A 25,873-nucleotide genomic window follows, 5' to 3' on the forward strand; every position below is an offset into this window, starting at 1 on the left:
CTAGTCGGGCCGCAGGGAGCGTGGTCCGATCGCGTGAACTTTCTGCTTCCCCAGGGCGCCCGCCAGGACAGGGCCGCCGAACAGGCCTGAAAAGGCCCGATCCAGGACGTTCAGCCCGCCCGTATAGGCGCCAAAGGCCGGCAGGATCAGCCTCGAGCCGTCGGTCACGAAACAGCGCCGCCGCACACTGCTGCGGCCGCTCGACACCTTGGCCGCTGGATGCAGGTGACCGGCCACTTCGCCGGGCTGCAGGCCGTCTTGAGGTTCGTGTCGCAGAACCAGACCCAGGATCGAGGTTTCGTCGACAACCTCCCCGGGCAGGGCGCGCGGACCCTCCTCGTCGTGATTGCCCACCGCCCAGATCAGTTCCCGCCCGCGCGCCAGGGTTCGCAGCCGCTCGGCGTCATCGGCCGCCAGGCGGCCTTCACCCTGGTCGTCATGGAAGCTGTCGCCCAGGAAGATAAGGCGAGCGGGCGAAAGCGCGGCGATCTCGCGATCCAGTCGATCCAGCGTCTCGCGGGTGTCGTACGGGGGCAGCATCTGCCCAAAGCGGGCGGCATAGCTGCTACCCTTCTCGAAATGCAGGTCCGCCACCACCAGGGTGCGTTCGGTTTCCAGCCACAGCGCGCCAGAGCCGCGCAGCATCACGCTGGCGCCGGCCAGTTCGATGCGCAGCCCGCCACAGGCGCTGGCTTCAAACCGCGTCAAGCCATGGCCTCTGCGATCAGGTCTTCCTCGGCCTCGGCCAGGATCATCTCGCCGGCCGCATCTCCGGGGGCGCGCTCGCGTCCGATCTCCAGCATCAGCGGTACGGCGAAGGGCGAGACGCGATCCAGTCTGACATTGCGGATGTTACCCTTCACCCGCGCCAGCATGTCGCCCAGCCGCGCGACGTCCAGCAAGCCGCTGGCGGCGTCCTGCCGCGCGCAGCGGAGCAGCAGGTGGTCGGGCTGATGACGACGCAGGACGTCGTAGATCAGGTCGGTCGAGAACGTCACCTGCCGGCCGGATTTCTCCTCGCCGGGATAGCGACGCTCGATCAGGCCGGCGATCAGCGCGCAGGCCTTGAAGGCGCGCTTCATCATGAAGCTTTCCTCCAGCCAGGCCTCCAGATCATCGCCCAGCATGTCCTGATCGAACAGGTCGTCGAGGTCCAGATCGTCCATCGGCTTCAGCGACCAGATGTTCAGGGCGTAGTCGTTGCAGACGAAGCCCAGGGGGCCGACGCCCAGCCGATCCAGCCGCCGCGTCAGCAGCATTGCCAGCGTCGTGTGGGCGATGCGCCCATCGAACGGATAGCAGACCATGTGAAAGCGCTTCCCGCGCGGGAAGGTCTCCAGCAGCATTTCGTGCTCGCCCGGCAGGGCTGAGCGCACCTTCTGCCAGGCCAGCCACTCCTGCACATCTGGAGGCAGGGCGGCCCACTCGCCCTCATTGTGCATCATCGTGCGGACGCGGCTGGCCAGATAGGTCGACAGGGGGAATTTCGAGCCGCCCCAGCTGGGCATCTTGGGATCGTCGGCCGGGGCGGGGCTGACAAAGGCGTCGGCGCCGACGATGGCGTTGAAACGCCAGACCTGACCGGCGAAGACGAAGGTGTCGCCGGGCGTCAGTTGCTCGAAATAGCCTTCCTCGGCCTCGCCGACCTTGCGTCCGCCCATGGGGCGCTTGCCGCCGCCGACCCGAACATTGACCGTAGCCGCCGTGACGATCGTGCCCACGTTCATGCGGTGGCGCTGCACGGTCTGGGCGTTGCGAGCGCGCCAGAGACCGTCCTGGCCCTGCACGATGCGGCGGAACTTGTCGTAGGTCTTGAGAGCGTAGCCGCCGGTCGAGACGAAATCGACGACGGCCTCGAAGTCTTCCCACGAGAGGGCGGCATATGGGCCTGCTGTGCGGATCTCGTCGTGTAGCGCCACCAGATCGAAGGGCTCCGAACAGGCGCACCCCATCACGTGCTGGGCCAGAACGTCGAGGGCGCCGATCCGCTCGGGCTCGCCGTCCAGGTGGTTTTCCAGGATGGCGTCGGCGGCGGCGCGGCATTCCAGCATCTCGAAACGGCTGGCCGGCACGAAGATCGCGCGGCTGGGTTCGTCCAGGCGGTGGTTGGCCCGGCCGATCCGCTGGACCATGCGCGAGGCGCCCTTGGGCGCGGCCAGCTGGATGACCAGGTCCACGTCGCCCCAGTCGATGCCCATGTCCAGGGTCGAGGTGCAGACTACGGCCCGAAGTTCGCCCCGGGCCATGGCGGCCTCGACCTTGCGCCGCTGCTCGGCCGACAGGCTGCCGTGATGCAGGGCGATGGGCAGGCCCTCGTCATTCAGCTCCCACAGCTTCTGAAAGGCGAACTCGGCCTGGAAGCGGGTGTTGACGAAGACGAGCGCGGTCTTCGAGCTCTTGATGATCTCATAGACCTCGGCCATCGCATGTTCGGCAGTGTGGCCCGCCCACGGCACGCGGCCGCCCGAGACCAACACCTCGACGACGGGTTGGGCGCCGCCAGAGCCGAGGACGAGGTCGACGCTGTCCTCGCCGCCGGGACCCAGCCATCGTCGCACCAGCCCTGGATCATCGACCGTCGCCGACAGGCCCACCCGTCGCAGGTTCGGCGCGAACTGCTGCAGGCGCGCCAGATGCAGGGCCAGCAGATCGCCGCGTTTGGAGGGCCAGATGGCGTGGGCCTCGTCAATGATCACGCAGGACAGGTCGGAGAAATACTCGCGCGCGCCTTCCCAGGCGCAGAACAGGGCCAACTGCTCGGGGGTGGTCAGCAGGATGTCCGGCGGCCTGATCCGCTGGCGGGCCTTGCGACTTTCGCCGGTGTCGCCCGTGCGGCTCTCGGCGACCACCTTCAGACCCATCTCGCGGATGGGCGTCATCAGGTTGCGTTCGACGTCAACCGCCAGGGCCTTGAGCGGCGAGATGTAGAGCGTGTGAACCCCGGCCGGCGTGTTGCGCGGAGCCCGTTCGGACAGCTCGATCAGGCTGGGCAGGAAGCCCGCGAGGGTCTTGCCGCCGCCGGTCGGCGCGATCAGCAGGGCGCTTTTGCCCTCACGCGCCTTGGCCAACATCTCCAGCTGGTGAGCACGCGCGGCCCAGCCGCGCGCGGCGAACCAGTCCTGGAAGCAGGGAGGGAGGGCGGCGGCCGCTGACATTGTTCGCCGATATAGCATGTTCCCGTTCCGTTTCCAGACGGCGCGCGCACGGCGCGGCGCAACTCGCCTGTCAGGCTGCAAAGCTTGACGCCTGCCGCCTGGCGGCAACAATCGTAGGCGCTGTCTGGGGTGGTCATGATTTTGAAGGCGCTCGTGGTCCTGTTGGGACTGGTTGCCCTGGGAGGCGCAACTTACGCCCAGGCGCGCCAGGTCACGGCGCCGCCTGCCGTCGCGCCTGTCGCCGATCCGGCCCTCACCGCCTTGCTGAAGCGCGCCGAGGGGGGCGACACGACGGCCTATGTGGATCTGGCGTTCGAGTATCTCGACGAGGACTCTGCCCACTTCGACGTCCAGGCGGCCCAGCACTGGCTCGCCCAGGGCGTGGCGGCTGGGGCGCCCGAGGCCATGATCGAGTTGGGCAATCTCTATTTCGACGGTGAGCAGGTTGGGCAGGATCGCCGCAAGGCCTTGGGCTTCTACAAACAGGCCGCCGCCCTGGGCGATCTGGACGGGCTCTACAATGTCGGCATCGTCCATGAGGGCGGCGGCGGCATAGAGGAGAACCTGGCCGAGGCCCTGCGCTGGTATCGACGGGCGGCCGATGGGGGCTCGGAGATCGGCATGTTCCAGGTGGCCAACGCCTATCATCATGGACGTGGCGTGCGCGCCGACATGGGCCGGGCCGTTTTCTGGCTCAACAAGGCGGTGGCGGCGGGATCGTCGGCCGCCATGAACGACCTGGGCGCGCTCTATTCCGATGGCGACGGCGTGCCCCAGGACGAGGCCGAGGCGCTGAAGCTGTTCACCGCCGCCGCGCGCAACGGCTCGGCCATCGCCATGGCCAATGTCGCGGTGATGCACCACAACGGCGAAGGCGTGCCGGTCGACTATGTCGAGGCGATCCGTTGGTATCAGCTGGCGGCGGACCATGGCTATCTGCCGGCCTACTATCGACTGGGCGCGATGTGCGAGGCGGGCGAAGGCGTGCGATTCGATCTGGAAACCGCCTTGAGCATGTATCGCCGGGCGGCCGAGAGCGACGATCCCGTCGTGCGTCAGCAGGCCCAGAAGGCCATCGACCGGCTCGAACGCGGCGACGACGAAGACCCGCGCGTGGTGTGACGCCGTTCGCATTCTGTTTCCGTCGCCAAGGTGCTAACAGACTCGCGTGACTGCTTCGCCGCCGACTCTCGACCTTGCTCCCGCGCTTGTCGTTCTGCCCGGGCCGCGCGCCGGCTATGCGGATGGCGACGGCGAGGGCCGGATTCTGCGCGCACCGGACGCGCGCGACCTGCTGGAGCACGGCCCGGTGCTGGTCGCCCACGCGGCCATGACGGCCAAGCGGCTCAATCTTCATGCCCCCGCGCGCAGCGGCCGACTGTTCGATGTGCTGGAGCTCTACGCCTTCACCCGGCCGGCGACCTTCTGCGCGCCGTCGGCCGTGGGCCTGTCGATGGCTCTGGGTCTGGCCGAGCCGAAGGGTGCGGCCGAGCAGGCGGCCAGCCTGCGGATCTCGGCCGACGCCCTGCTGGCTGAACTTCGCCTGACGCCCCAGCCGTCCCGCGAGGAGGCCCTGGCGGTCGCCGAGACCCTGGCCAAGGCCGGCTGGGCCTGGGGACCGGCTGTGATCGGCGCGCTGCGCTCGGCTCCCGTTGGCAACCAGTTCCGCAGCTCGGGCCTGGATGTCTGGGCGCGCATCGTCGAGTGGGAAGACCAGGCCCCGCTGGGCGAATCCGGCACGCGGCCGATCGATCCGGAACGGGCGGGCGAGCGCCTGACCGAACTGCTGCAACGCTCGGGTCTGGACGAGGTGCGCGAGGCCCAGGCGACCTATGCCCGTGAGGCGGCGTTCGTGTTCCAGCCGCGCGAGCGCGAGGGCGAACCGAACATGATGCTGGCCGAGGCCGGCACCGGCGTCGGCAAGACCCTGGGCTATCTGGCCCCGGCCTCGCTGTGGGCCGAGGCCAATGGCCCGTCGGTCTGGATCAGCACCTATACGCGGGCGCTGCAGCGTCAGATCGAGCGCGAAAGCCAGTCGATCTATCCCGATCCGGCCGTGCGGGCCCGCAAGGCGGTGGTGCGCAAGGGGCGAGAAAATTACGTCTGCCTGTTGAACTTCCAGGAGCAGGTCAACGGCGCGCAACTGGGCAATGGCGACCTGATCGGCCTGGCCCTGACCGCGCGCTGGGCCAGAGCCACGCGAGACGGCGACATGACCGGCGGCGACTTCCCGGCCTGGCTCCCGACGCTGTTCTCGATCGCGCCGATGCAGCAGGCCAGCCCGGCCAATCTGGTGGACCGGCGCGGCGAGTGCGTTCACGCCGGCTGTCAGCACTATCGTATCTGCTTCATCGAGAAGGCGGTGCGGGCCTCCAAGCGGGCCGACATCGTCATCGCCAACCACGCCCTGGTGCTGACCCAGGCGGCGTTCGACGGCGCGCGGGCGGCGCGCGGGCTGAAGGGCGACAACGAGACCACGGCGGTCAAGCGCGTGGTGTTCGACGAAGGCCACCACCTGTTCGACGCTGCCGACAGCGCCTTTTCGGCGGCCCTGTCCGGGGCGGAGGCGGCCGAGCTGCGTCGCTGGATCCGCGGACCCGAAGGACGCGGCCGGCGGGGCAGGGGTCTGGAGGCCAGGCTGCTGGACATTTTGGGCGACCGCGAAGGCGCGCGTCAGGCTTTGACGGCGGTGCTGCACGCGGCCGCCGCCCTTCCGGGCGAGGGCTGGTCTGGACGGGTCGCGCCGCCGGACGGTCAGGTCAATCCGATCGGACCGATCGAGAGCTATCTGGTGGCCGTGATCGAGCAACTGCGGGCCCGCAGCAGCGAGCGGGGCGGGATCGAGCAGGGGCTGCAATGCGCCGCGCGGCCGGCGGTGGATCTGGTGCGTGAGCGGGCCGGTGAGGCGGCCCGGGCCCTGGCCGGGGTCGAAGCCCCGCTGCTGGCTCTGGCCCGCCAGCTGGAAGACGTGCTGGACGAGGACGCCGAGCACCTGGGCGCGTCGGAGCGAGCGCGTATTGAGGGCGCCCTGCGCGGCCTGGACCGCCGGGCGCGAATGACCCTGCCGGCCTGGCGTTCGATCCTCAAGGCGATCGACGAGGACGCCGAGGACGACCCGGAGTTCGTGGACTGGTTCGAGGCGACGTTCCTCTACGGGCGCGTGGTCGACGCCGCATGCCGCCGGCACTGGGTGGATCCGACCGAGCCGTTGCGGGCGGCTGTGCTGAGCCCCGCGCACGGGGTGCTGGTGACCAGCGCCACCCTGACCGACCCTGCGCTGGAGGATCCGTTCGCCCTGGCCGAGATGCGCACCGGCGCGGCGCGGATGCCGCAGTCGCCCAAGGTGCTGCGGCTAGTCTCGCCGTTCGACTATGAGAAGAACGCCCGGGCCATCGTGGTCACCGACGTCAACAAGGAAGACGCTCGGCAGGTTTCGGCGGCGATGCGCGAGCTATTCCTGGCGGCCGGCGGCGGCGGGCTGGGGCTGTTCACGGCCATCCGGCGGCTGAAGGCCGTGCACGAGATGATCGCCGCGCCCCTGGCTGACCGGGGCCTGGCGCTATACGCCCAGCACGTCGACCCGCTGGAGGCCGGGGCCCTGGTCGACATCTTCCGGGCCGAGCAGGACGCCTGCCTGCTGGGCACCGACGCCATCCGGGACGGTATCGACGTACCGGGCCGGTCCCTGCGGTTGCTGGTTTTTGATAGGGTGCCTTGGCCCAGACCCGATATTCTGCACAAGGCGCGACGCGCACGCTTTGGTGGCAAGGGCTATGATGACTCTACCGCAAGGGCCCGTATCAGCCAAGCTTTTGGCCGTCTGATCCGCCGGGCGGACGATCGCGGGATGTTCGTGATGCTGGACGCCGCCGCCCCGACGCGGTTGTTTTCCGGCCTGCCCGAAGGGGTCACGGTCGAGCGCATGAGCCTAGTCGAGGCCATCGAGGCCACCGCCGCATTTCTGAGCGAGACATAAGCGTCATCTTGGGCCGGTAGAAGCCTGGGCATAGGCTAAGGCCTTGGAGGCGCAGATGATTCGAGCCTGGGTCGCAGCCCTCGCGATGCTGCTTGTCGCCGGCGAAGCCGGGGCGCAGGAATTTGTCCGCCATGATTGCCGCACGACCGTGCAGGCGACCAGCAGGCTGCAGTTCGAGAATGACCTGCACGCGCGCTGGTACAAGCGGTTCTGGACCGGCTCGTGCCAGGACCTCAGCCTGTGCCTGCCGGGCTCGCCCAACTGGAACGACGTCGTCGACAAGCTGCTGATCCGGGGCGCGCCTTCCCAGCAGCCGGTCCTGCTGCCCAAGGCCTGCCGGCTGGGTCAGCTGATTGGCATGGAATGGGCGCGCGACCGCCGTATCAAGCGCATCAAGACCGGCGACCTGAAGGTGTTCAACACCATGATGGAGGCCTCCGGCGACCCCTTGCGCGGTGTGGACCAGGTGGAGCAGAAGGCCCGCACCCTGATCACCCCGCCCTGACCGCAGTTTGACTCAAAGCCGTCGAATTTCTGCAATCGAGAGGGTCTAGGAGGAGGGTAGTACAGGAGCGTTCCCCATGACCCCCCACGCCCATTCGACCGATCCGGCGATCGACGAGGCCGCAGCCCCGGCCCAGGCCTATTCGGCCCGCGCCCTGGTGCGGGCGGTGCGCTGGCGCAGCGGGCTCTCGGCGGCCCAGTTCGCCCGCGCCTTCCATATCGACCCTGACCTGCTGGAGGCGCTGGAACATGGCGGCGCCCGGCCCGACGCGGCCCTGACGGCCTATCTGCGCGTCATCGACCACGCCCCCGAGGTGGTGCGCGAAGCCTTGGGGCGTTCGGGCCACTAGAGGCCCTTCCGAGACCGAGACCGAGACCGAGACCGAGGGCGTTCGGCCGGGTCGGATGTCGCCATCCGAACCGGCCGAAACTTGGCTAGGCCGCCTTGCTGATCGCCGAGGCGATGTCGTCGGTCGAGTGACCGGTCAGGTCCTTGGCGATCTCGCCCACCAGTTTGGCCTGAAGATCCTTGTGCCAGTGCTTGCGCAGTTCGCCCAGGGTGCGGGGTGCGGCGATCACCAGCAGGTCGGTCAGCTTGCCGGTCAGGGCCCAGTTATTGAGCGTCTGGGCCACACCCATGGCGAAGCCGTCCTCGGCCTGGGTGTCATTGTCGGGGTTGGCGCCGCTGGAGGGATGGCCGGGCGAACCGGAGGCGCGCTCCGTCATTTCGGGGTTTTCGACAGCCGACAGCTTGATGTCGGTATGTCCGCTGTTCCTGAAGAGGACGAGCTTTTCGCCGTCGACCACCGCCACCAGGGCGCCATTGGGAAGGATCATGCTCTGCTCTCCACGGGATTGGTCACCATAACGAACGGCGTGGAGCGCAGTTGCGTCGGGCCATGTCGAGAGGTGGCGGCTCCCGCCTGATCCGCCTGATCCGCCTGATCCGCCTTGTCTGTCAGGCTGACCCCTCAAGTCGCAGAGCAGTCTAGGCGGAGGGGTCCTTCTGAAGCTTCACACGGGCCAGCAAAGCGCCAGCGACCCCCAGAAGGGCGCCGCCAAGGCCTAGAAACGGCGCGCCGCCACCAAGATCATGTGCCAGGATGCAAATCCCGTATCCAATATTTCCGCCGGCCAAGGCTATGAGTAACAGTCCAGCGATCAATGCGACTTTGCTCTTGATCATCGTGGCTTGTCCTTTCTGATCAGCCTTGCCCGGCGGAATTTTTGACTAGCCGAATTTGTAGCCGCACATCTTGTTGCCATCCAGGTCGCGGAAATAGGCGAAATAGGCGCCCGGCATGCGCTCGCCCGGACCGCCTTCATCGGCGGCCCCCAGCTCGATCGCCTTGGCGTGGAAGGCGGCGACCTCTTCGGCGGTGTCAAAGCTGAACCCGCCCATGGTGCCGTTGCCGATACAGGCGGGGGCGCCGTCATAGGGACCCAGCACCCCGAACAGGCCCGTGCCCTTGCCGCGATAGAGCCGTCCGCCCGAGGCGTGCTCATGCACCGGCGCCATGCCGATCGAGCCCAGCAGGGCGTCGTAGAAGGCCTTGGCCTCTTCCAGCTTGTTGGACCCCACTGTGAAATAGGCGACCTTGGCCATGTGTCTTCTCCCGTTTGTGTTTGAGGGACGCTAGCATGAGGCGGCCGTCGGGCAACGCTGACGCTGGGTCAGGCGTCGGGGGCCGGGTCGGCCAGGCCTTCGGCGATCCCGCTCTCGGCGATTTGGGCCAGCAGGGTGAACAGGGCCGGCACGTCTATGGGCTTGCGCAGCACGCCATCGGCTCCGGTTTGCAGATAGCGGGCGATGTCGTCGTCGAAGACGTTGGCGGTCAGCATCCAGATCGGCGTGCGGGCGCCGGGCGGCTCGGACCTGCGGATTTCCCGCACGGCCTCAAGGCCGCTCAGGACCGGCATGTTGACGTCCATCAGGATCAGGTCGAACGGCTGGGCCCGCCAGGCGTCCAGCGCCTGGGCGCCGTCCTCGGCGAAGGTCAGCGACACCGGGGTGTCCTTCAGCAGCAGCGCCAGCACCCTGCGGTTGGCGGAGTTGTCCTCGGCGGCCAGCAGGCGAACCTGACCCAGGTCGCGGCGGGGAGGGGACGGAGCGGCCAGGTGCGGGGTGTGGACGGGCGCGTCGAAGGCGAACCAGAACAGCGCGCCGTCGGGCGCTGCCCTTGAGGTCACAGCGGCGGCGGGGGCCTCGATCCCGAGGGCGCCGCCCATCAGGGCCATGTTGCGGGCGCAGATCGCCAGGCTCAGCCCGCTGCCACCCTGCTGGCGGCCCCGGGCGGTCTGGTCGAAGGCCTCGAACAGGCGGGGCCGGTCTTCGGGCGGCACGGCGGGGCCGGTATCGCTGACCTCGATCAGGACGCTGAGGGTTTCGCCCTTCAGCGTGCCGGCCAGACGCACGGCGACCCAGCCGCCGGCCGACACCGCGCCCATGGCGTGGGAGATCAGGTTGATCAGGGTCTGTTCAACCCGCACCGCGTCGGCGCGCACATGGAAGGACAGGGTGGGGTCGGCGTCGTCGAAGGTGAACGCCACGCCGATACCGCGGGCATGGGCGCCCCATACGCGCATGACCGCATGGATCATGCCGCGAAGATCGACCGGCACGGGGGTGAGGCGCGTCTGGCCGCCCTCGACATGGGTCAGGTCGAGGATGCCGTCCAGCAGCCGGGTCAGCTGCTCGCCGCCCTCAAGCACGCCGCCGATCAGTTCGGCCTGATCGGGGGTGAGGTCCTTGTCTCGCAGGATCTGGGCGAAGCCCAGCACGGCGTTCAGCGGGGTGCGGATCTCATGGCTGGCCACGGCCAGGATGTCGGTCTTGGCGCGACTGGCGGCCTTGGCCTCGTCGATGGCCTCGGTCAGGGCGGCGTTCTTGCGGGTCAGGTCACGCAGGGCCTGGGTCAGGGTTCGGTCGGTGGCCTGCTGTCGCGAGGTGACCATCAGCACGGCGGCGACGAACAGGACCATCGCCAGGGCGTAGTGGTTGAAGGCCAGGGGCGCGGTCCAGTCGATGGCGCTCCAGATCAGGGTCAGGGCCGGGGGAACGACGCCAATGACATAGCTGATGGGGGTGATGTGGACTCGCAGGGCGACGAACAGCAGCACGCAGATCGCCAATAGCCCCGTCTCGACCTGGGCGATCGGGCCGCCATAGAGGCGGATCTGGACGGCCAGCCAGCAGGCATTGACCACCAGCAGGACCATCAGAACGTCCGATTGCCAGCGCAGCCGCTTGAACGCCTTGCCCGGGTCAGGATCGCGGGCGGCGACTTCCGCAGCGGCGAACAGGGCCAGGTAGAGGACAAATTCGAGAACCCCCAGCATGGCCATGCGCGAGGGGGTGAAGAACGCCAGCAGGACGACGAAACAGGCGACGAGAACGAGCCGGGTCAATGCGACCCGGCGGGAATACAGGATGTACCCTTCCAGTTGGGTGACATCGGTGATCCGTCCTGGCATCCAAGCCCCCGCCTAATGTCATCCGCCCCGGTCGTCGCGCCGACCTTCATCCATGGCAAGGCGCAACGGACACACGACATAGACCGACGATTCGCGCTTTCCGGCTCGTCTTCCGCGCGAGTGGATTTCAGCGGTCCGAAGGTCGAACAGGTCTTCGGCAGCCCGCTGACTGCTCAGGGGCGCGCCCAGGGGGATCGGCGAGGCCCTGCGCAGGGGGGCGGAGGCAGTCTGCGCAGGGCCTGTGAGCCCTAGACCGTGCCGATGTATTTGATCAGGGCGGTCATGTTTTCGATATAGCCGCCGGTCGAGATGCCGATCTTGGGCGTCTCGGTGATGAACGGCGAGGTGTCGGTGGCGTCGCCGACCCGGGTCCGGCTGAAGTCGCCGGGCGCGGGGGTGGGCGAGCCGTCGCCGATATAGGGATTGCTGGTCGCCTTCAGCTCGGCCGGCCACCATCCTTCGCTGTTGAGCGCAGCCATCAGGGCGGCGGCCTTGTCGGGTGAGGTCTGACCGGTGTCGGCCTTCAGGGTGTCGACATTCAGGTCGGACACCGAGATGTCGCCGGTGGTGAAATAGCGGGGCAGGGCCTTGCGACCGCCCTTCAGCGGCGAGTCCTGGCTGGCGATTTCCGGTGGCGTCGCCTGCAGCTTGGCCAGGCGCTTGCGCAGGCCTTCCACATTGACCGCGCGGGTCGAGCCATAGTGGATGACGACGTTTTCGGGATTGTGGTCGGCATAGTAGCGGCCATTGACCACATTGCTGCCGGTGCGGTGGATGAACAGCGGCTTGCCTTCGCCGATCGAGATGAAGGTGGGATAGGCGCGGCCGCCCTTGATCTGCTCGGCGGGCAGTTTCACGCTGTCCAGCCAGTCCAGCGCCTCACCCAGGCGGGCCAGGAACTTGGGATCGCCGGTCAGCTCGTAGAAGTCCATGCACGAGGCGATGTTGCCGCCGGTGGTGTGGGTGGCGAAGGCTTCGGGCTCATAGGTGCGGGCCCCGGCGGGCTTCAGGTCGGAAACCCTGTGCTGCAGGCCCCAGGCCGGTTGCGGCATCGGCTGCTGGCAGGCCAGGAAGCAGTCCATGGCCTTGCGGATCGCAGGCAGTACGCGGGCGTCGCCCAGGGCCTGCCAGACCATGATCAGGAACTTGAGGTTTTCCCCGGCCACGTCGTCGTTGAATGTGATGTAGCCGGTATAGTCGGCCTTGCCGTGGTGGTGGAACTCGTCCTTCAGCGGGAAGCGCTGGGGCCAGCCGCCGATCGGGTACTGGCTGTCCAGAACAAAGGCCAGGGCCTTGTCCAGGGCGGGCTTGAAGGCCTTGTCCTGCTTTTCGACAAAGAGGCGCAGCAGGTACTGCGAGGCCTCGGCCGTGCCGGCGTCATCGAAGGTGGCGTTGCCGTAGTAGTGCTGGAATTCCTCGAGCCGCCAGCCGTTCTTGCCGATGGTGTCGTACCACTTTTTCAGCGAGGCCTCGCCGGCCAGGTCGCCCAGATAGTTCCAGCCGCCGGCCGGATGCTGGATGGCGATCAGGGCCTGGGCGGCCTTGACGGCGGCCTCGTAATAATAAGCGTCGCCGGTGGCGTGGAAGGCGTCCAGGAACAGGTGGCCCATGGTGGCTGTGCCGGGCGGCTGCACCCAGATCATGGTCGGGAACGCTTCCATCTCGCCCCAGCGGCGCGAGAAGTCGGGCAGGTAGCTCCAGACATAGCCGCCATTATAGGCCGCCTTCTCGACCATGAAGCGGGTGGCCTTCTTCATGGTCTCCATGGCCTGGGCCTTGGTCGGGCCCTCGCCGGCCAGGGCCTTGAGCGGCGAGACGCAGCCGGCAGCCGCGAAGGCGGCTGCCGAGGTCGCCATCAGGCGGCGGCGGGAGATGGGGCTGAGAGGCATGCGGCGCTCCGGCTGGCGTTTATCTCGACCGGCTCGGTGGGGCGTCGGGCCGTGGGGCGCGGCGACGTCGCCGAGCGCCCGTGGCGGTTCCGTTGCGTCCTCCCGGACCAGACAAGCCGATCCCACCACCTTGAGGCGGCGAATTCTTGTCCTTGTTGTGACACCGGTGTCACGGCTTGGCTAGAGGCTTTCCGCGCGACAGCGTTCAGCGCAGTCGGGTGGTGCGACAGGGCGCCGTCTTGCGCGCGGGCGTTTTCAATGGCGCTTTGAAGCCCTGACGAGCGGCGTGCGTCCAGCGGTCGCATGGCGAGAAAATTTACATTCTGTAAACATTTGTCGCATGCCAACACGCACAGAACATCTGCATGAAGCCGAGCGGCTGGAACGTCAGGCGGAGATCGCCGACAATGCCCATGCTCGCGCCGCCCTGCGCCGCATGGCCCAGGCCTCGCGCGGCGCCGCAGCTCTGGTCGGCATGATCGAAGCCAGCGACGAGAAGTTCGGCGGCGCGCGCGTTTAGGCTCTAGGCGTTCGTCTCCGCGCACGCCGCGACGCAGGCGCGGGCCAGGGCCTCGGTGGCGTCGATGAACGGCACGGTCAGATCCGCCGCGCCCAGCACCAGCGGAACCTCGGTGCAGCCGGCGATGATGGCCTGGGCGCCCTTGCCGATCAGGCGGTGGGCCAGGGCGGCCGTTGTCTCGCGGGAGTCCGCCCCCAGGTCGCCCAGCTTGATCCGGTAGAGCCGGGCCATGAACTCGACCTGTTCGTGGTCGTCCAGGGTGATGACTTCCAGGCCCTGATGCGAAAGCGTGTCGCGGTAGAGGCCAAGCGCCAGCCCGGTGCCCAGCACCCCCACGCGCGCGGCGCCGGCCGCTCGGGCCGCCTGGCCGGCGACCTCCAGCATGTTGACCAGCGGCAGGCCGCAGGCGCGGACCTCATCGGCGAAGGCGTGGGCGGTGTTGCAGGCGATGGCCAGCACGTGGGCGCCGCCGTCTCTCAGGCCCGCCGCCATGGCCGCCAGCACCGGGCCGGGATCGTCCTGGCTGGTGTTGCGGTCCGGGACCTTGGGATTGATGTCCACCAGCACCCGCAGATGGTCCTGCTCGCGCTGGACAGGGGTGGCGGCCTGCAGCTTGGCCAGGAAGTCCAGGGTGGCGGCCGGGCCCATGCCGCCCAGAACGCCGAGGGTCTTGGTCTTGGTCATGGTCAGGCTCCTAGAGAAGCGCCGCTTCCAGTTGGGTATGGTAGCCGAACAGGCCCTGGGCGCCGCCGGTGTGCAGGAACACAACGCGCTCGCCCTTGAACGCGCCCTTGCGGGCCTGGTCGATCAGACCCTTCATCGCCTTGCCCGAATAGACCGGGTCCAGCAGCAGGCCCTCGGTGCGGGCCGCCAGGGTCAGGGCGTCGATCACACCCTGGTCGATCAGGCCGTAGCCCTCGCCGACATAGTCGCAGTCGGCGACCACCATCTCGCGGGTCACCCGCCCCGCCGCGCCGATGGTCTCGGCGGTGGCGACGGCCAGGTTGAAGACGTTCTCTTCCTGCTTGGCCTTGGGCGCGCGGACGCCAAAGCCCAGGATCGGCACATCGACCGACAGGGCGGCGAAGCCCGCCACCAGGCCCGCATGGGTGCCGGCGCTGCCGGTGGCGGTGACCAGGCGGTCGATCTTCAGGTCGCGTTCGTCAGCCTGGACGATCAGCTCGCGAGCGCAGTCGACATAGCCCAGGGCGCCGACCGTGTTGGAGCCGCCGCCGGGGATCACATAGGGCTTGCCGCCGCGCTGGCGGACGGCGTTGGCCGAGGCTTCCAGCTCGGCGACCATGTCGGTCCCGCCCGGAACGAAGCGGATCGCGGCGCCCATCAGCCGGTCCAGCAGCACATTGCCGTTGCCGACATAGTCATGGGCCTTCGAGCCCGTGCGCTCTTCCAGGATGATTTCGCAGGCCAGGCCGAGGCGCGCGCCGGCAGCGATGGTCTGGCGCACATGGTTGGACTGGACGGCGCCCTGGGTCACCAGGGTGTCGGCGCCCTGGGCCAGGGCCTCGCCGAGCAGGAACTCCAGCTTGCGGGTCTTGTTGCCGCCGCCGGCCAGGCCGGTGCAGTCGTCGCGCTTGACCCACAGGTCGATGCCGAGCGCAGCGCCCAGGCGGGGCAGGGGCTCCAGCGGCGTGGGCAGGTGGGCGAAGCGGGCGCGGGGGAAGCGGGCGAGATGCATCGAAACGGTCCCTGAAATGACTCGCGGTTCTGTTAGCACGCGGCGGCAGAGGGGCGTATTATCCATATCGACGATGGAGCCCGGCCGGAGCATGCTGATCCCATCGTGAAGCGCGGCCTGGCGCGCCCCGGCGGACCGAGAGGTCATTTCCGCCGGGCGCCGTCACAAGGACCGTGATCTCAGGGAGGAAGACATGACGCCAAGAAACCTTCTGGTTGCGGGTGTGTTGACCGCGACCTTTTTCGCAAGCGGCGGGGCGCTGGCCTCGACCCTGGTGCTGGGCGGCGGCGCCGCCAAGGACTGTTCGATCGCCGCCATCGACGGCCGCTCTGACCAGAGGTCGGTGCTGACCTGCACCGTCGCACTGGAAACCGAGACCCTGAGCTTCCGGGACCGGGCTCGCACCTTTGTGAACCGTGGCGTGCTGCAGATGCGCCAGCGCGATTTTCCGACCGCGCGCGCCGATTTCGACGCCGCCTCGAAGATCGATCCAGACCTGGGTGAAGCCTGGGTCAATCGCGGGGCCGCCTATGTCGGCGAAGAGCGCTACAGCGACGCTCTGGGCCAGATCGACAAGGGCCTGTCGCTCGGCGTCAAGGATCCCGAAAAGGCCTGGTTCAACCGCGCCCTGGCCAATGAAGGCCTGGGCGATCTGAAATCGGCCTATCAGGACTATTCCCGCGCGGCCGAACTGGATCCCGAATGGGAGGCCCCGAAACGGGAACTGACGCGTTTCACTGTCAAACGACCCTGAGCGTCGCGGGCGCTCCGGGCCGGATCTGAGTGAGACACCCGCCTTGAGACAAGGAGCGCCGATGGGCAGGATCAGATGGATCGCCGGGGCCGGCCTGGCGGCTCTCGCCGCCGCCGGCGGCGCGTCGGCCCAGGACACTCTGCCTGAGCTGCGCGCCCTGAACGCCGCCCAGCACGGCGCCGAGATCGCGCGTCAGGATGCGCTGGCCGCCCAGCGCGAGATCACCGCCCGTCAGGACCAGTTGCAAACCGCCCTGGTGCTGCGCGAGCTGGACGCCGCGCGGACAGCGCCGCTGGGTTCCAACGGCCTGATCCTTCCGCCGCCCGCGCCGCCGCCCGCCAGTGGGCCGGAGTCCTTTCAGGGTCAGATGGATCGCCTTGAGCGTCTGACCCAGGATGCGCTGGCGCGCAGCAATGCGCGTGTCCTGGCCGTGCGTCCGGCCAGCGACCGCTGATCAAAACACGCTGAACACAGGGATACGGCATGGAATGGAGAGGCGCGCGCCGCTCGGGCAATATCGAGGACCGGCGAGGCATGGGCGGGGTCGGCATCGCCGGCGGCGGCGTGGGGGCGTTGGTCCTGGCGGCCATCGGCTATTTCGTGTTCGGCATCGATCCGCAGACCACCCTGCAGGCCACCCAGCAGCTGCAGGACCAGACCCAGCAGCAGGTCGCTGAAGGTCCGGTCAAGGATGAGAACGGCCAGTTCGTCGACGCCATCGAGACCTCGAACACCGACGTCTGGGGGCCGATCTTCGCCCGGCAGGGCGCGCGCTATACGCCGCCGGAGGCGGTGGTGCTGTACGATAACGCCACGCCCACCGGCTGCGGAACCGGCCAGTCAGCCATGGGGCCGTTCTATTGCCCGGCCGATCGCAAGGTCTATCTGGACCTGACCTTCTGGAATGAGCTCGAGACCAAGTTCGGGGCCAGGGGCGAGTTCGCCCGCGCCTATGTGATCAGCCACGAGGTCGGCCACCATGTGCAGACCCTGCTGGGCGCCTCCGACGCCGCCCGGCGGATGGGCGCGCGCGGCGCCGAAAGCGGCTCGGTGCGGCTTGAACTGCAGGCCGACTGCTATGCCGGGGTCTGGGCCGCCCACGCCGGCGAGACCTCGAACGGCCAGATTGTCATCAACAGCGCCGACATCGAGGACGGCCTGGGTGCGGCGGCGGCGGTCGGGGACGACACCATCCAGTCGCGTGGTCAGGGCCAGGTGGTGCCCGACAGCTTCACCCACGGCACCAGCGCCCAGCGCGTGCGGTGGTTCACGCGCGGCTATGAGCGCGGCGATCCGGCGGTATGCGATACGTTTGGGGCGTCGCGGCTCTAAAAAGTCGGAGGCGTTCATGGTCCGTAAGGCGTGTGTCCCTACACCTCAGATTGAACTCTGAGTGTCGGGCTTCTGATGACCCAATCGCCTGTCTTTGGCCGGCGCGCCGCTCCGCCGGCGCCGCTGCGCCTCGCGCCGACCCCGCCTGTAAAGGTGCGGCCGCGCTGGGAGCCGCCCGTCGTTGCGGCCGAGGCGGATGTCACCGTCGAGCCGGCCGCGCCCGACAAGGCTCCGTATCTTACCATCGCCCTGCTGACCCTGCTGGCGATGGTCTTCGTCTTTGAGCAGAGCGGTGGTCTGCCGTCCGGGCCGGGCCTGTCGTTCAGTTTCTCGACGCTGGTCGCGACCGGAGGGTTAAGCCGTGACTTGCTGGAGCAGGGCGAGTGGTGGCGGATCTTTACCGCCCCTCTGCTGCACGGCGATCTTGCCCACATCATCGGCAATTCGGTGGTCATGGTCCTTGCGGCCGTGACCCTTGAGAGGCTGATCGGACGCGCCTGGCTAGCGGCGACCTTCGTGGTCTCGGCCTTGGGCGGCGCGGCGGCGTCGGTGCTGCTGAATCCGCCCGACGTCGTCACCGTAGGTGCGTCCGGCGCGATCATGGGTCTGCTGGCCATGGTGCTGGCCTCCAGCCTGCACTTCGCGGCGCGGGACCACGCCAAGCGGCTGCGCTGGGTGGCGTTCCGTTTGCTGATCCCGTCCCTGATCCCGTTCGGCGCGGCCTCGGGTTCGGCCATCGACTACAACGCTCACATGGGCGGCGCGGCGGCGGGCGGGCTGATGGGCTTCATCCTGCTGGTGGCCTGGCCAGAAGAGGAGGATCAGCCGCGTCTCGGCGCCGTCGCGGCCGGAATCGGATGGCTGGGTCTGGCCGCCGCGATCGCCGCCTTCGCGCTGGTTACCACCCGCCACGAGTCCTACATCGCTCGCGGACGCGTATTGGCCCCGGACCATCTGCTGCCGCGCAAGGGCTGGGGAAGCGAGGCGCAGGCCCGCGATCTGGTAACCCGCTATCCGCACGATCCGCGCGTGCGACTGATCACCGGCCGGAACTATCTGGAAGCGCGCAATCCCTTGAACGCCGAGCGCGAACTGCGCCAAGGGCTGAGTGAAACCGAGATCCTGGCGCGCGACATGCCCGACTCCGTCGAGGAAATGCTGCGCTATTTCCTGGTCAGCGCCCTGGTCGAGCAGGGGCGCATCAGCGCCGCTGCCGTCGAGGCCAAACCCTTGTGCCACCTTCCGTTGCGCCCGCAGAGCAAGGGCCAGCGCGAAGCCATGGTCCAGGCCGGGTTCTGTCCCGAGCTCACGCGCCCTTGACCCAAACGTCAACACGCCTAGTGTCCCCCTGTTCACCGGGGGGTCGCTTGTGCGGCTGAGATTGGGCTTTTCGCCCTGACCCGTCGAACCTGATCCGGGTCATGCCGGCGAAGGGAGGGAACGCGGTCGGGGCTTACAGTCCGTCCGTTAGAACCGACTTAGCACGCACGTCCGGGTCTCCTTATCGCTTGAGGAGCGCCCGAAGAATGAACGTCCAGACCACCATCAAGTCCGTCGCCGAGACCATCTCGACCGGCTCCATTCCCGGTTCGCGCAAGGTCTATCAGGCCGGCGAACTGTTCCCCGACATCCGCGTGCCGTTCCGCGAGGTGGCCGTCCACCCGTCGGCCAACGAGCCGCCGGTGACGGTCTATGACCCGTCCGGCCCCTATACCGACACGACTGTGACCATCGACATCGAAAAGGGTCTGGAGCGCACGCGCGAGCCCTTCGTCGTGGCGCGCGGCGATGTGGACGTGGTGGCGCAGCCTCGCGAAGTGAAGCCCGAGGACAACGGCTTTGCCCAGGGCAAGCATCTGGCCCCGCAGTTCCCCGCCATCGGCCGCACCATCTATCGCGGCAAGCCGGGCCACCTGATCACCCAGTACGAATACGCCAACGCCGGCAAGATCACCGCCGAGATGGAATATGTGGCCATTCGCGAGAACCTGCGCCGCGAGCAGGACCGCCCCTGCGTGCGCGACGGCGACGACTTCGGCGCCAGCATTCCCGACTTCGTGACGCCCGAGTTCGTGCGCCAGGAAGTGGCCCGCGGCCGCGCCATCATCCCGGCCAATATCAACCACGGCGAGCTGGAGCCGATGGCCATCGGCCGCAACTTCCTGGTCAAGATCAACGCCAACATCGGCAATTCGGCGGTGCTCTCCACCGTCGCCGACGAGGTCGACAAGCTGGTCTGGGCCACCCGCTGGGGCGCCGACACGGTCATGGACCTGTCGACCGGCCGTAACATCCACAACATCCGCGACTGGATCATCCGCAACAGCAGCGTGCCGATCGGCACCGTGCCGATCTACCAAGCGCTGGAGAAGGTCAACGGCGTGGCCGAGGACCTGAACTGGGAAGTGTTCCGCGACACCCTGATCGAGCAGGCCGAGCAGGGCGTGGACTATTTCACCATCCATGCCGGCGTGCGCCTGCCGTTCATTCCGATGACGGCCAAGCGGGTCACCGGCATCGTCTCGCGCGGCGGCTCGATCATGGCCAAGTGGTGCCTGGCGCACCACAAGGAGAACTTCCTCTACGAGCGCTTCGACGAGATCTGCGACATCATGCGCGAGTATGACGTGTCGTTCTCGCTGGGCGATGGTTTGCGTCCCGGCTCGACCGCCGACGCCAATGACGAGGCCCAGTTCTCGGAACTGCGCACCCTGGGCGAACTGACCAAGGTGGCCTGGAAAAAGGGCGTGCAGGTGATGATCGAAGGGCCGGGCCATGTGGCCATGCACAAGATCAAGGCCAACATGGATGAGCAGCTCAAGCACTGCCACGAGGCCCCCTTCTACACCTTGGGCCCGTTGACCACGGACATCGCGCCTGGCTACGACCACATCACCAGCGCCATCGGCGCGGCGATGATCGGCTGGTTCGGCACCGCCATGCTCTGCTACGTCACGCCCAAGGAGCATCTGGGCCTGCCCGACCGCGACGACGTCAAGACCGGCGTCATCACCTACAAGCTGGCCGCCCACGCCGCCGACCTGGCCAAGGGTCACCCGGGCGCAGCCATGTGGGACGACGCCATCAGCCGGGCGCGGTTCGAGTTCCGCTGGGAAGACCAGTTCAACCTGGCCCTCGATCCGGAAACCGCCCGCAAGTTCCACGACGAGACCCTGCCCAAGGAGGCGCACAAGACCGCGCACTTCTGCTCGATGTGCGGCCCCAAGTTCTGCTCGATGAAGATCAGCCACGAGGTGCGGGAATTCGCCGCCGCTCAGGCCCCGAACGAAGCCGCAGCCCTGGGCATGGCCGAGATGAGCGAGAAGTTCCGCGAGCAGGGCTCGGAGATCTATCTGAAAACAGAATAGTTGCGGCTAGCCCGGCCTTGAGGCGCCTCAAGGCCGGGCTGAAGCGTTGACGTTATCATTGGACCTCTCAAGGAGCCCTCTGATGACCACCCGACGCGCCCTGCTGTCCGCGCTTCCCCTGATTGGCGTCGCCAGTTGCGGGGAGGGCGGCGACGCCTACGCCCAGGCCGTGGCCGCCACCTGGGTCCTGCCGCCGGCTTCGGCGGTGGCGGGGCTGCCTGTCCAGGCGCTGGTCCATGCCGCCACCCTGGCGGCCAGCGGCCACAACACCCAACCCTGGCGCTTCGCGGCGCGGGGGCGCGACCTGCTCATCCAGCCGGACCTGTCGCGCCGCACGCCGGTGGTCGATCCGGATGATCACCACCTGTTCGTCAGCCTGGGCTGCGCCGCCGAGACGCTTTTGCAGGCCGCCGCCGGCTATGGCTGGGCGGGAGAGGCCCGCTTTCTGGGGCCCTCCCAGGGCGTGGCCGTCAGCCTGACGCCGCAACGGGCCGCTGCGGGGCCGCTGTTTGCGGCCATACCGCGCCGGGCTTCGACGCGCGGCGACTATGACCCGCGTTCCCTTCCGGGCGAGACCCTGCGGGCCTTGGCGGCCAGCGCCGGACCCGAGGTCGCCATCAGCCTGATCACCGATCGCCGGCCCCTGGACGAGCTGACAGCCCTGATCCTGGACGGTGACGGCGTGCAACTGAACAGTCCGGCCTTCCGACGTGAACTGGCGTCCTGGATCCGCTTCGACGCCGCCGAGGCCCTGGCGCGGCGCGACGGGTTGTTCACCGGCGCTTCGGGCAATCCGAGCAGTCCTCGATGGATGGGTTCGCGCCTGTTCGACACGCTGTTCACGGCCAAGGCCTCGGCCGACAAGATCGTTCGTCAGATGGCGCAAACCGCCGGCGCGGCGGTCTTCAGCGGTCCTTCCAACGATCCCGCCGGCTGGGTCGCCGTCGGTCGCGCCTTTACGCGCTTCGCCCTGACCGCGACGGCTCGGGGCCTGAAGCTGGCGTTCCTGAACCAGCCGGTCGAGGACAGCGCGGCGCGAGGTCGCCTGGCCGCCTGGCTCGGCGCCCCCGATCACCGACCTGACCTCGTCGTTCGCTTTGGCGAGGGCCCCGACATGCCCAGGTCCTTGCGGCGGCCGGTTTCCGCAGTACTTGCGGCCTGAGCGTCACGACCTCTCGAGACTTCCCGCGACCGTTTGCCGGACCATCTCCCCCCGCGCGTCCTGAGTGTCGTCAACAACGATGAGGAGGATCCCCATGGCCTATGTCGATGGCTTCATACTCGCCATCCCCAAGGACAAGCTCGACGCCTACAAGGACATGGCCCGCCTGGGCGGCACGGTCTGGATGGAGCATGGCGCCCTGTCCTATGTCGAATGCCTCGGCGACGACGTGCCCTATGGCCAGCTGACCTCGTTCCCGCGCGCCGTTCACGCCACGGACGACGAGATCGTCGTCTTCTCGTGGATCACCTATACGGACCGCGCCCACCGCGACGCCGTCAACGCCAAGGTCATGGCTGACGAGCGCATGAAATCCGGCATGGAGACCATGCCCTTCGACGGCAAGCGCATGATCTTCGGCGGCTTCGAGGCGTTCCTGGAGTTGTAGGGGTTTCAAGAAAATATCGCTATGCGATAGTGCTCGCGCAGCTTTCAGGAGCGCGCAGTGCTGAATATGCTGATCATCGCCGGCCCTAACGGAGCGGGAAAGACCACCTTCGCGACGCGCTGGATCAATGACAGCGCGCCCAACTACGTATTTGCAAATGCCGACGAGATCGCTCGGCGGCTGACCGAACCGGCGCTGTCGGCGGCCGAGCGTGACATGCGCGCCGGACGTCTGATGCTCGCCCAGCTAGACGCCCATGTCGCCAATGGCGCGGACATCGTCCTGGAAACAACCCTGTCCAGCCGCCTCTATGCGCGGCGCCTGCCGCAGTGGCGGGCGGCCGGTTACAGCATCACGCTGATCTATGTCGGTCTGCCCAATGTGCAGGCGTCGATATCGCGCGTCGCTCATCGGGTCGACATGGGTGGGCACCCTGTCCCGGAAGCCGATCTTCGTCGCCGCTTCGAGCGCAGCCGCGCGAACCTCGAAATCTACAAGCCATTGGTCGATCGGTGGGAAGTCTGGGAAAGTCGCGATGGAGCCGCTATCTTGGTGGAGAGGAGCCCGTCATGACCAAGACGCCAGATCCCGAAAGCATCGCCAAGGCCATGAGCGACGCCGCGTGGGTCGCGACCCACGGCACGCGCGAAGAGCGCTCCGGGAAGTTCATCGCGCCCACGCCAGCGACCAAGGACACTGCGCCTTCAAAGAAGAGCGCGGTCGCTCAGCGTTGAGCGCCCGCTGACCGTGCCCCCGTCCGCTAGTAGAAGAACCGCTCCTCGACGATCTTGCCGTCCTTGACGGTGTAGAGGCCGACCTCGTCCATGGTGATGCGCTGGCCGCTGGCTTTGGGCGTGACCTCCATCCTGAAGCCGACCGCGAACTGGTCGCCGTTGATATAGGGGCCGGTCACCTCGGCGCCGTGGACCTCGTGGTTGGCGGCCCACCATTCGCCCTTGCCGCGCACGGCGGCCTTGCCCTGGACGCGGGCCATGTCGCCCGGGGCGGCTTCGATGCTGACGACGTCGTCGGCCCAGTATTTTTCGCCGGGCGTGGTGAAGTCTCCTGCCTTGCAGAGCGCGACGAGATCGGCGGCGATGTCCTGGATGGTCATGGGAGGCGTCCTTCGAGGGGTTTCGAGGCGACGACCATCGCCCCGGTTCCGGCGGCGTACAAGTCCATTTGTTCCCACTATGTTCCGTTCAGCGCGGGTTGCTGACAGTCCCTGGCAGCAGGGACGCGCGATGACGATCCACGCTAGGATCGCCGCATGACTCACGCTCCTTTTCCCGGTTTCGCCGCCGCCGATCTCGCCTTCCTCACCGGTCTGGCGGTCAACAACGACCGCGAGTGGTTCGCCGCCCACCGTGCGCCCTTTGACGAGGGCCTCAAGCCCACGCTGGTGGCGCTGATCCTGGCCCTGAACGAAGCGCTCGAGGCCAGAGGTCTGCCGCTGGCAGGGCATCCCAAAAACACGGTGTTCCGCATCCATCGCGATGTGCGGTTCTCGAAGGACAAGAAGCCCTACAAGACCCACGTCTCGGCCACCCTGACCCGCGACGGCCAGAAGATGTCGCCGGGAATGCTGTATGTGCACATCGAACCGCAGGGTGGCAGCAAGCCGGCCTTTGACCCCCAGACCATCGATCCGATGGATCCCAGCACCTTCCCGTCAGGCGATGACAGCGACGCGAGCTATTCCGGCAACGGCCCTTTCGCGGCGGCGGGCTTCTATCTGTCGGAGCGGCCGCACATCGACGCCTTCCGGCGCGCCATCGTCGCCGATCCCAAGGGCTGGGCGGCGGTCGAGACGGCGCTGGCGTCCAGGGGCCTGCCGCTGGAGCCGGGCGAGCCGACCAAGCGCATGCCCAAGGGCTTCGAGGGCGAGGCCGGCGGTCCGCTGGAGGCGGCGCTCAAGCGCACCCGCTGGCTGGTGCGCCGCGACCTGACCGGCGCCGAGATCGGCGGGACGGATCTGCCCGGGATCATCGCCGGCTTCGCCGCCGACGCGCGGCCCTTGCTCGACTTTGGCTGGAAGGCGCTGCGGCCTTAGCGCGTCCTCACTCTTGACCAGGAGCGGGCTGGCGCTCCACCGCGCCTGCGTCAACCTGGCGCGGGCCGTTTGGCAATAACCTCTTAAGTTGTCGGGCGCAGGCTGTTTTCTGAACCCGGCTCTTCTCGCATCTTCTGGCCGGGCGGGAGGACGCCATGTCGTCGACCGTCACATCCAGTTCTCGTCGTCGAGGCGTCGATCATTTCGAGCCCGAGGATGTCGATCCCCAGATCCAGCGCCGCCTGCGCGGAATTCTTGAGCAGATCGACTACACAGCCTTCGCCTCGAACAAGGCGCTGATCGGTCAGGCGCTTGGCCATGTCGACGCCAGCCACTTCCAGCACATGGCCGTCGCCGCCGCCCAGGCCCGCGCCCAATGGGTGGCCGCTGCGGTGGCCATGACCGAGACATCCCACGCACCCTCGCCCGAGCAGATCCAGAAGCTGGCCCAGATGCGCACGGCCTATGACGAACTGGCCGAGGCGTATGAGGCCATGCGGCGGATGGTCGAGCGGGGCTATGTGGTGTTCCGCGCCGCTCCGGGATCTGCCTAGACGCTTTCAAATATATATACCCGGGTAATATTGACTTTATATTCCGTCCGGGTAAAAAGCGCACCGCAGGAGGGTCCCATGAACGGACGCAAGGCGCTGGTGCGCGACTATCGTGACCGCAAGGTCGAAGCCGGGATCTATGCCGTGCGCTGCGCGGCCAGTGGCGAAGCCTGGGTCGGCGCCACACCCGATCTGGCGACCCGTCAGAACGGGATCTGGTTTTCCCTGCGACACGGAGGGCATCGGGAGATGTCTCTTCAGGCGGCGTGGGCGACCCATGGCGAGGCGGCGTTCAGCTTCGAGGCGCTGGAAGCCATCGATGACGAAAACCTCGGCCCGCTGGGCAAGTCCTCCCTGCTGAAGGAGCGGCGCGCCGCCTGGATAGAGGCTCTGAGCGCCCGGAGGCTGAACCGATGAACCATGTGGTCTTCAGGGGCGCCGAGCGCGTCGCGGCGGGGTCGTCCCTTGAGGCGGCCCTGGCCGCCCAGCGCCTGGCGGCCGAGCCGTCGGACGCCGGGGTGCTGATCTTCGACGACCAAGGCCGGCAAGTGGATTTCGACCTCAGCGGCGGGCCCGCGGACCTGACCGCGCGGCTCGCGCCTGTCGGGGAGGTCGCCCCGCCGCGCGGTCGGGGCCGGCCCAAGCTGGGCGTCACGCCGCGCGAGGTTACGCTGCTGCCCCGTCACTGGGACTGGCTGGCCAGCCAGCCGGGCGGCGCTTCGGTGGCGCTGCGCAAGCTGGTCGAGGCGGCGCGGCGCGAAAGCGAAGGCCCCGACCGCATCCGTCGCTCCCGCGAGGCGGCCTATCGCTTCGCCACGGTGATGGCCGGCGATCGCGAAGGCTTCGAAGCGGCGATGCGCGCCCTGTTCGCGGGGGACGACGCGGCGTTCGAGGAACGGATACAGGCCTGGCCGGCCGATATCGCCGCCCAGCTTCGCAGCTTCGCGGCCGAGGCGTTCGGGGCGGACACGGCGGCGGTCTGAAGCGC

At 67.9% G+C, this 25,873-nt stretch carries 28 protein-coding genes and 1 riboswitch; of the genes, 18 read left to right on the forward strand and 10 right to left on the reverse strand.

What is annotated here, in order from left to right:
- Window positions 1-708 carry a ligase-associated DNA damage response endonuclease PdeM gene (gene pdeM, locus ACW176_RS12550; protein WP_492109365.1) on the reverse strand — a complete coding sequence of 236 codons (708 nt, stop codon included), beginning with the start codon at window positions 706-708 and terminating at the stop codon, window positions 1-3.
- Window positions 705-3,155 carry a ligase-associated DNA damage response DEXH box helicase gene (locus ACW176_RS12555; protein ID WP_492111925.1) on the reverse strand — a complete coding sequence of 817 codons (2,451 nt, stop codon included), beginning with the start codon at window positions 3,153-3,155 and terminating at the stop codon, window positions 705-707. Before ACW176_RS12555 ends, pdeM begins: the two co-directional genes overlap by 4 nt.
- A gap of 135 nt (window positions 3,156-3,290) precedes the next feature.
- On the opposite strand from ACW176_RS12555, the gene ACW176_RS12560 reads away from it, so the two are divergent.
- The 4 genes from ACW176_RS12560 (at window position 3,291) to ACW176_RS12575 (ending at window position 7,985) form a co-directional block, all read left to right on the forward strand.
- The gene (locus ACW176_RS12560; RefSeq protein WP_492111926.1) at window positions 3,291-4,277 is read left to right on the forward strand and encodes a tetratricopeptide repeat protein; all 987 of its coding nucleotides are present in this window, start codon (window positions 3,291-3,293) and stop codon (window positions 4,275-4,277) included.
- A 46-nt stretch (window positions 4,278-4,323) separates the two neighbouring features.
- Window positions 4,324-7,131, forward strand: a complete 2,808-nt coding sequence (locus ACW176_RS12565) for an ATP-dependent DNA helicase (protein WP_492109366.1) — start codon at window positions 4,324-4,326, stop codon at window positions 7,129-7,131.
- 55 nt (window positions 7,132-7,186) lie between these two features.
- The gene (locus ACW176_RS12570; protein ID WP_492109367.1) at window positions 7,187-7,636 is read left to right on the forward strand and encodes a hypothetical protein; all 450 of its coding nucleotides are present in this window, start codon (window positions 7,187-7,189) and stop codon (window positions 7,634-7,636) included.
- 76 nt (window positions 7,637-7,712) lie between these two features.
- The gene (locus ACW176_RS12575; protein WP_419254873.1) at window positions 7,713-7,985 is read left to right on the forward strand and encodes a helix-turn-helix domain-containing protein; all 273 of its coding nucleotides are present in this window, start codon (window positions 7,713-7,715) and stop codon (window positions 7,983-7,985) included.
- Window positions 7,986-8,070: 85 nt separating this feature from the next.
- Here the strand turns inward: ACW176_RS12575 and ACW176_RS12580 are convergent, their stop codons facing one another.
- The 5 genes from ACW176_RS12580 to ACW176_RS12600 all read right to left on the reverse strand — a co-directional run bounded on the left by ACW176_RS12580 (window position 8,071) and on the right by ACW176_RS12600 (window position 12,998).
- Window positions 8,071-8,472 carry a host attachment family protein gene (locus ACW176_RS12580; RefSeq protein ID WP_492109368.1) on the reverse strand — a complete coding sequence of 134 codons (402 nt, stop codon included), beginning with the start codon at window positions 8,470-8,472 and terminating at the stop codon, window positions 8,071-8,073.
- A 151-nt stretch (window positions 8,473-8,623) separates the two neighbouring features.
- The gene (locus ACW176_RS12585) at window positions 8,624-8,821 is read right to left on the reverse strand and encodes a hypothetical protein (protein WP_492109369.1); all 198 of its coding nucleotides are present in this window, start codon (window positions 8,819-8,821) and stop codon (window positions 8,624-8,626) included.
- Between the two features lie 45 nt (window positions 8,822-8,866).
- Window positions 8,867-9,241 (reverse strand): VOC family protein, encoded by a 375-nt coding sequence (locus ACW176_RS12590; protein WP_492109370.1) that lies wholly within the window; start codon window positions 9,239-9,241, stop codon window positions 8,867-8,869.
- 68 nt (window positions 9,242-9,309) lie between these two features.
- Complete coding sequence (locus ACW176_RS12595) at window positions 9,310-11,109, reverse strand: response regulator (protein WP_492109371.1); 1,800 nt, start codon at window positions 11,107-11,109, stop codon at window positions 9,310-9,312.
- A gap of 248 nt (window positions 11,110-11,357) precedes the next feature.
- Entirely contained in the window at window positions 11,358-12,998 is a 1,641-nt protein-coding gene (locus ACW176_RS12600) for a pectate lyase (protein ID WP_492109372.1), read from the reverse strand.
- A 340-nt stretch (window positions 12,999-13,338) separates the two neighbouring features.
- Here ACW176_RS12600 and ACW176_RS12605 point away from each other — a divergent pair, with 340 nt between their 5' ends.
- Window positions 13,339-13,518 (forward strand): hypothetical protein, encoded by a 180-nt coding sequence (locus ACW176_RS12605; RefSeq protein WP_419317551.1) that lies wholly within the window; start codon window positions 13,339-13,341, stop codon window positions 13,516-13,518.
- 3 nt (window positions 13,519-13,521) lie between these two features.
- Here the strand turns inward: ACW176_RS12605 and cuyB are convergent, their stop codons facing one another.
- Both cuyB and cuyA read right to left on the reverse strand, forming a co-directional pair.
- Window positions 13,522-14,202 (reverse strand): cysteate racemase, encoded by a 681-nt coding sequence (gene cuyB, locus ACW176_RS12610; RefSeq protein WP_492109373.1) that lies wholly within the window; start codon window positions 14,200-14,202, stop codon window positions 13,522-13,524.
- Between the two features lie 10 nt (window positions 14,203-14,212).
- The gene (cuyA, locus tag ACW176_RS12615) at window positions 14,213-15,214 is read right to left on the reverse strand and encodes a D-cysteate sulfo-lyase (protein ID WP_492109374.1); all 1,002 of its coding nucleotides are present in this window, start codon (window positions 15,212-15,214) and stop codon (window positions 14,213-14,215) included.
- A 193-nt stretch (window positions 15,215-15,407) separates the two neighbouring features.
- On the opposite strand from cuyA, the gene ACW176_RS12620 reads away from it, so the two are divergent.
- From ACW176_RS12620 to ACW176_RS12660, 9 genes are all read left to right on the forward strand, one after another.
- Entirely contained in the window at window positions 15,408-15,968 is a 561-nt protein-coding gene (locus tag ACW176_RS12620; RefSeq protein WP_419317547.1) for a tetratricopeptide repeat protein, read from the forward strand.
- A gap of 61 nt (window positions 15,969-16,029) precedes the next feature.
- Window positions 16,030-16,422 carry a hypothetical protein gene (locus ACW176_RS12625; protein ID WP_492109375.1) on the forward strand — a complete coding sequence of 131 codons (393 nt, stop codon included), beginning with the start codon at window positions 16,030-16,032 and terminating at the stop codon, window positions 16,420-16,422.
- 29 nt (window positions 16,423-16,451) lie between these two features.
- The gene (gene ypfJ / locus ACW176_RS12630; protein WP_492109376.1) at window positions 16,452-17,300 is read left to right on the forward strand and encodes a KPN_02809 family neutral zinc metallopeptidase; all 849 of its coding nucleotides are present in this window, start codon (window positions 16,452-16,454) and stop codon (window positions 17,298-17,300) included.
- A gap of 75 nt (window positions 17,301-17,375) precedes the next feature.
- Complete coding sequence (locus tag ACW176_RS12635; RefSeq protein ID WP_492109377.1) at window positions 17,376-18,620, forward strand: rhomboid family intramembrane serine protease; 1,245 nt, start codon at window positions 17,376-17,378, stop codon at window positions 18,618-18,620.
- Between the two features lie 26 nt (window positions 18,621-18,646).
- Window positions 18,647-18,753, forward strand: a riboswitch (TPP riboswitch).
- 73 nt (window positions 18,754-18,826) lie between these two features.
- A complete protein-coding gene (gene thiC, locus ACW176_RS12640; protein ID WP_492109378.1) occupies window positions 18,827-20,668 on the forward strand; it encodes a phosphomethylpyrimidine synthase ThiC in 1,842 nt (613 codons plus the stop codon).
- Between the two features lie 82 nt (window positions 20,669-20,750).
- Window positions 20,751-21,830, forward strand: coding sequence for an Acg family FMN-binding oxidoreductase (locus ACW176_RS12645; protein WP_492109379.1), 1,080 nt, complete (start codon window positions 20,751-20,753; stop codon window positions 21,828-21,830).
- A 94-nt stretch (window positions 21,831-21,924) separates the two neighbouring features.
- Window positions 21,925-22,278, forward strand: a complete 354-nt coding sequence (locus ACW176_RS12650) for a DUF1428 domain-containing protein (RefSeq protein WP_492109380.1) — start codon at window positions 21,925-21,927, stop codon at window positions 22,276-22,278.
- 66 nt (window positions 22,279-22,344) lie between these two features.
- Window positions 22,345-22,851, forward strand: a complete 507-nt coding sequence (locus ACW176_RS12655) for an ATPase (protein ID WP_492111927.1) — start codon at window positions 22,345-22,347, stop codon at window positions 22,849-22,851.
- Window positions 22,848-23,012 carry a hypothetical protein gene (locus tag ACW176_RS12660; RefSeq protein WP_419317540.1) on the forward strand — a complete coding sequence of 55 codons (165 nt, stop codon included), beginning with the start codon at window positions 22,848-22,850 and terminating at the stop codon, window positions 23,010-23,012. The genes ACW176_RS12655 and ACW176_RS12660 overlap by 4 nt, the downstream gene beginning before the upstream one ends.
- 26 nt (window positions 23,013-23,038) lie before the next feature.
- On the opposite strand, the gene ACW176_RS12665 is transcribed toward ACW176_RS12660, so the two are convergent.
- Complete coding sequence (locus ACW176_RS12665) at window positions 23,039-23,392, reverse strand: SnoaL-like domain-containing protein (protein WP_492109381.1); 354 nt, start codon at window positions 23,390-23,392, stop codon at window positions 23,039-23,041.
- 156 nt (window positions 23,393-23,548) lie between these two features.
- Between ACW176_RS12665 and ACW176_RS12670 the strand changes: the two genes are divergently transcribed.
- The 4 genes from ACW176_RS12670 to ACW176_RS12685 all read left to right on the forward strand — a co-directional run bounded on the left by ACW176_RS12670 (window position 23,549) and on the right by ACW176_RS12685 (window position 25,868).
- A complete protein-coding gene (locus ACW176_RS12670; protein ID WP_492109382.1) occupies window positions 23,549-24,331 on the forward strand; it encodes a DUF2461 domain-containing protein in 783 nt (260 codons plus the stop codon).
- Window positions 24,332-24,486: 155 nt separating this feature from the next.
- Window positions 24,487-24,885, forward strand: coding sequence for a hypothetical protein (locus ACW176_RS12675; RefSeq protein WP_419317537.1), 399 nt, complete (start codon window positions 24,487-24,489; stop codon window positions 24,883-24,885).
- A 78-nt stretch (window positions 24,886-24,963) separates the two neighbouring features.
- Complete coding sequence (locus tag ACW176_RS12680; protein ID WP_492109383.1) at window positions 24,964-25,302, forward strand: GIY-YIG nuclease family protein; 339 nt, start codon at window positions 24,964-24,966, stop codon at window positions 25,300-25,302.
- Complete coding sequence (locus ACW176_RS12685) at window positions 25,299-25,868, forward strand: DUF2239 family protein (RefSeq protein ID WP_492109384.1); 570 nt, start codon at window positions 25,299-25,301, stop codon at window positions 25,866-25,868. Before ACW176_RS12680 ends, ACW176_RS12685 begins: the two co-directional genes overlap by 4 nt.
- Window positions 25,869-25,873 lie beyond the last annotated feature (5 nt).

Source organism: Caulobacter sp. FV1ye13L, from assembly GCF_058681155.1.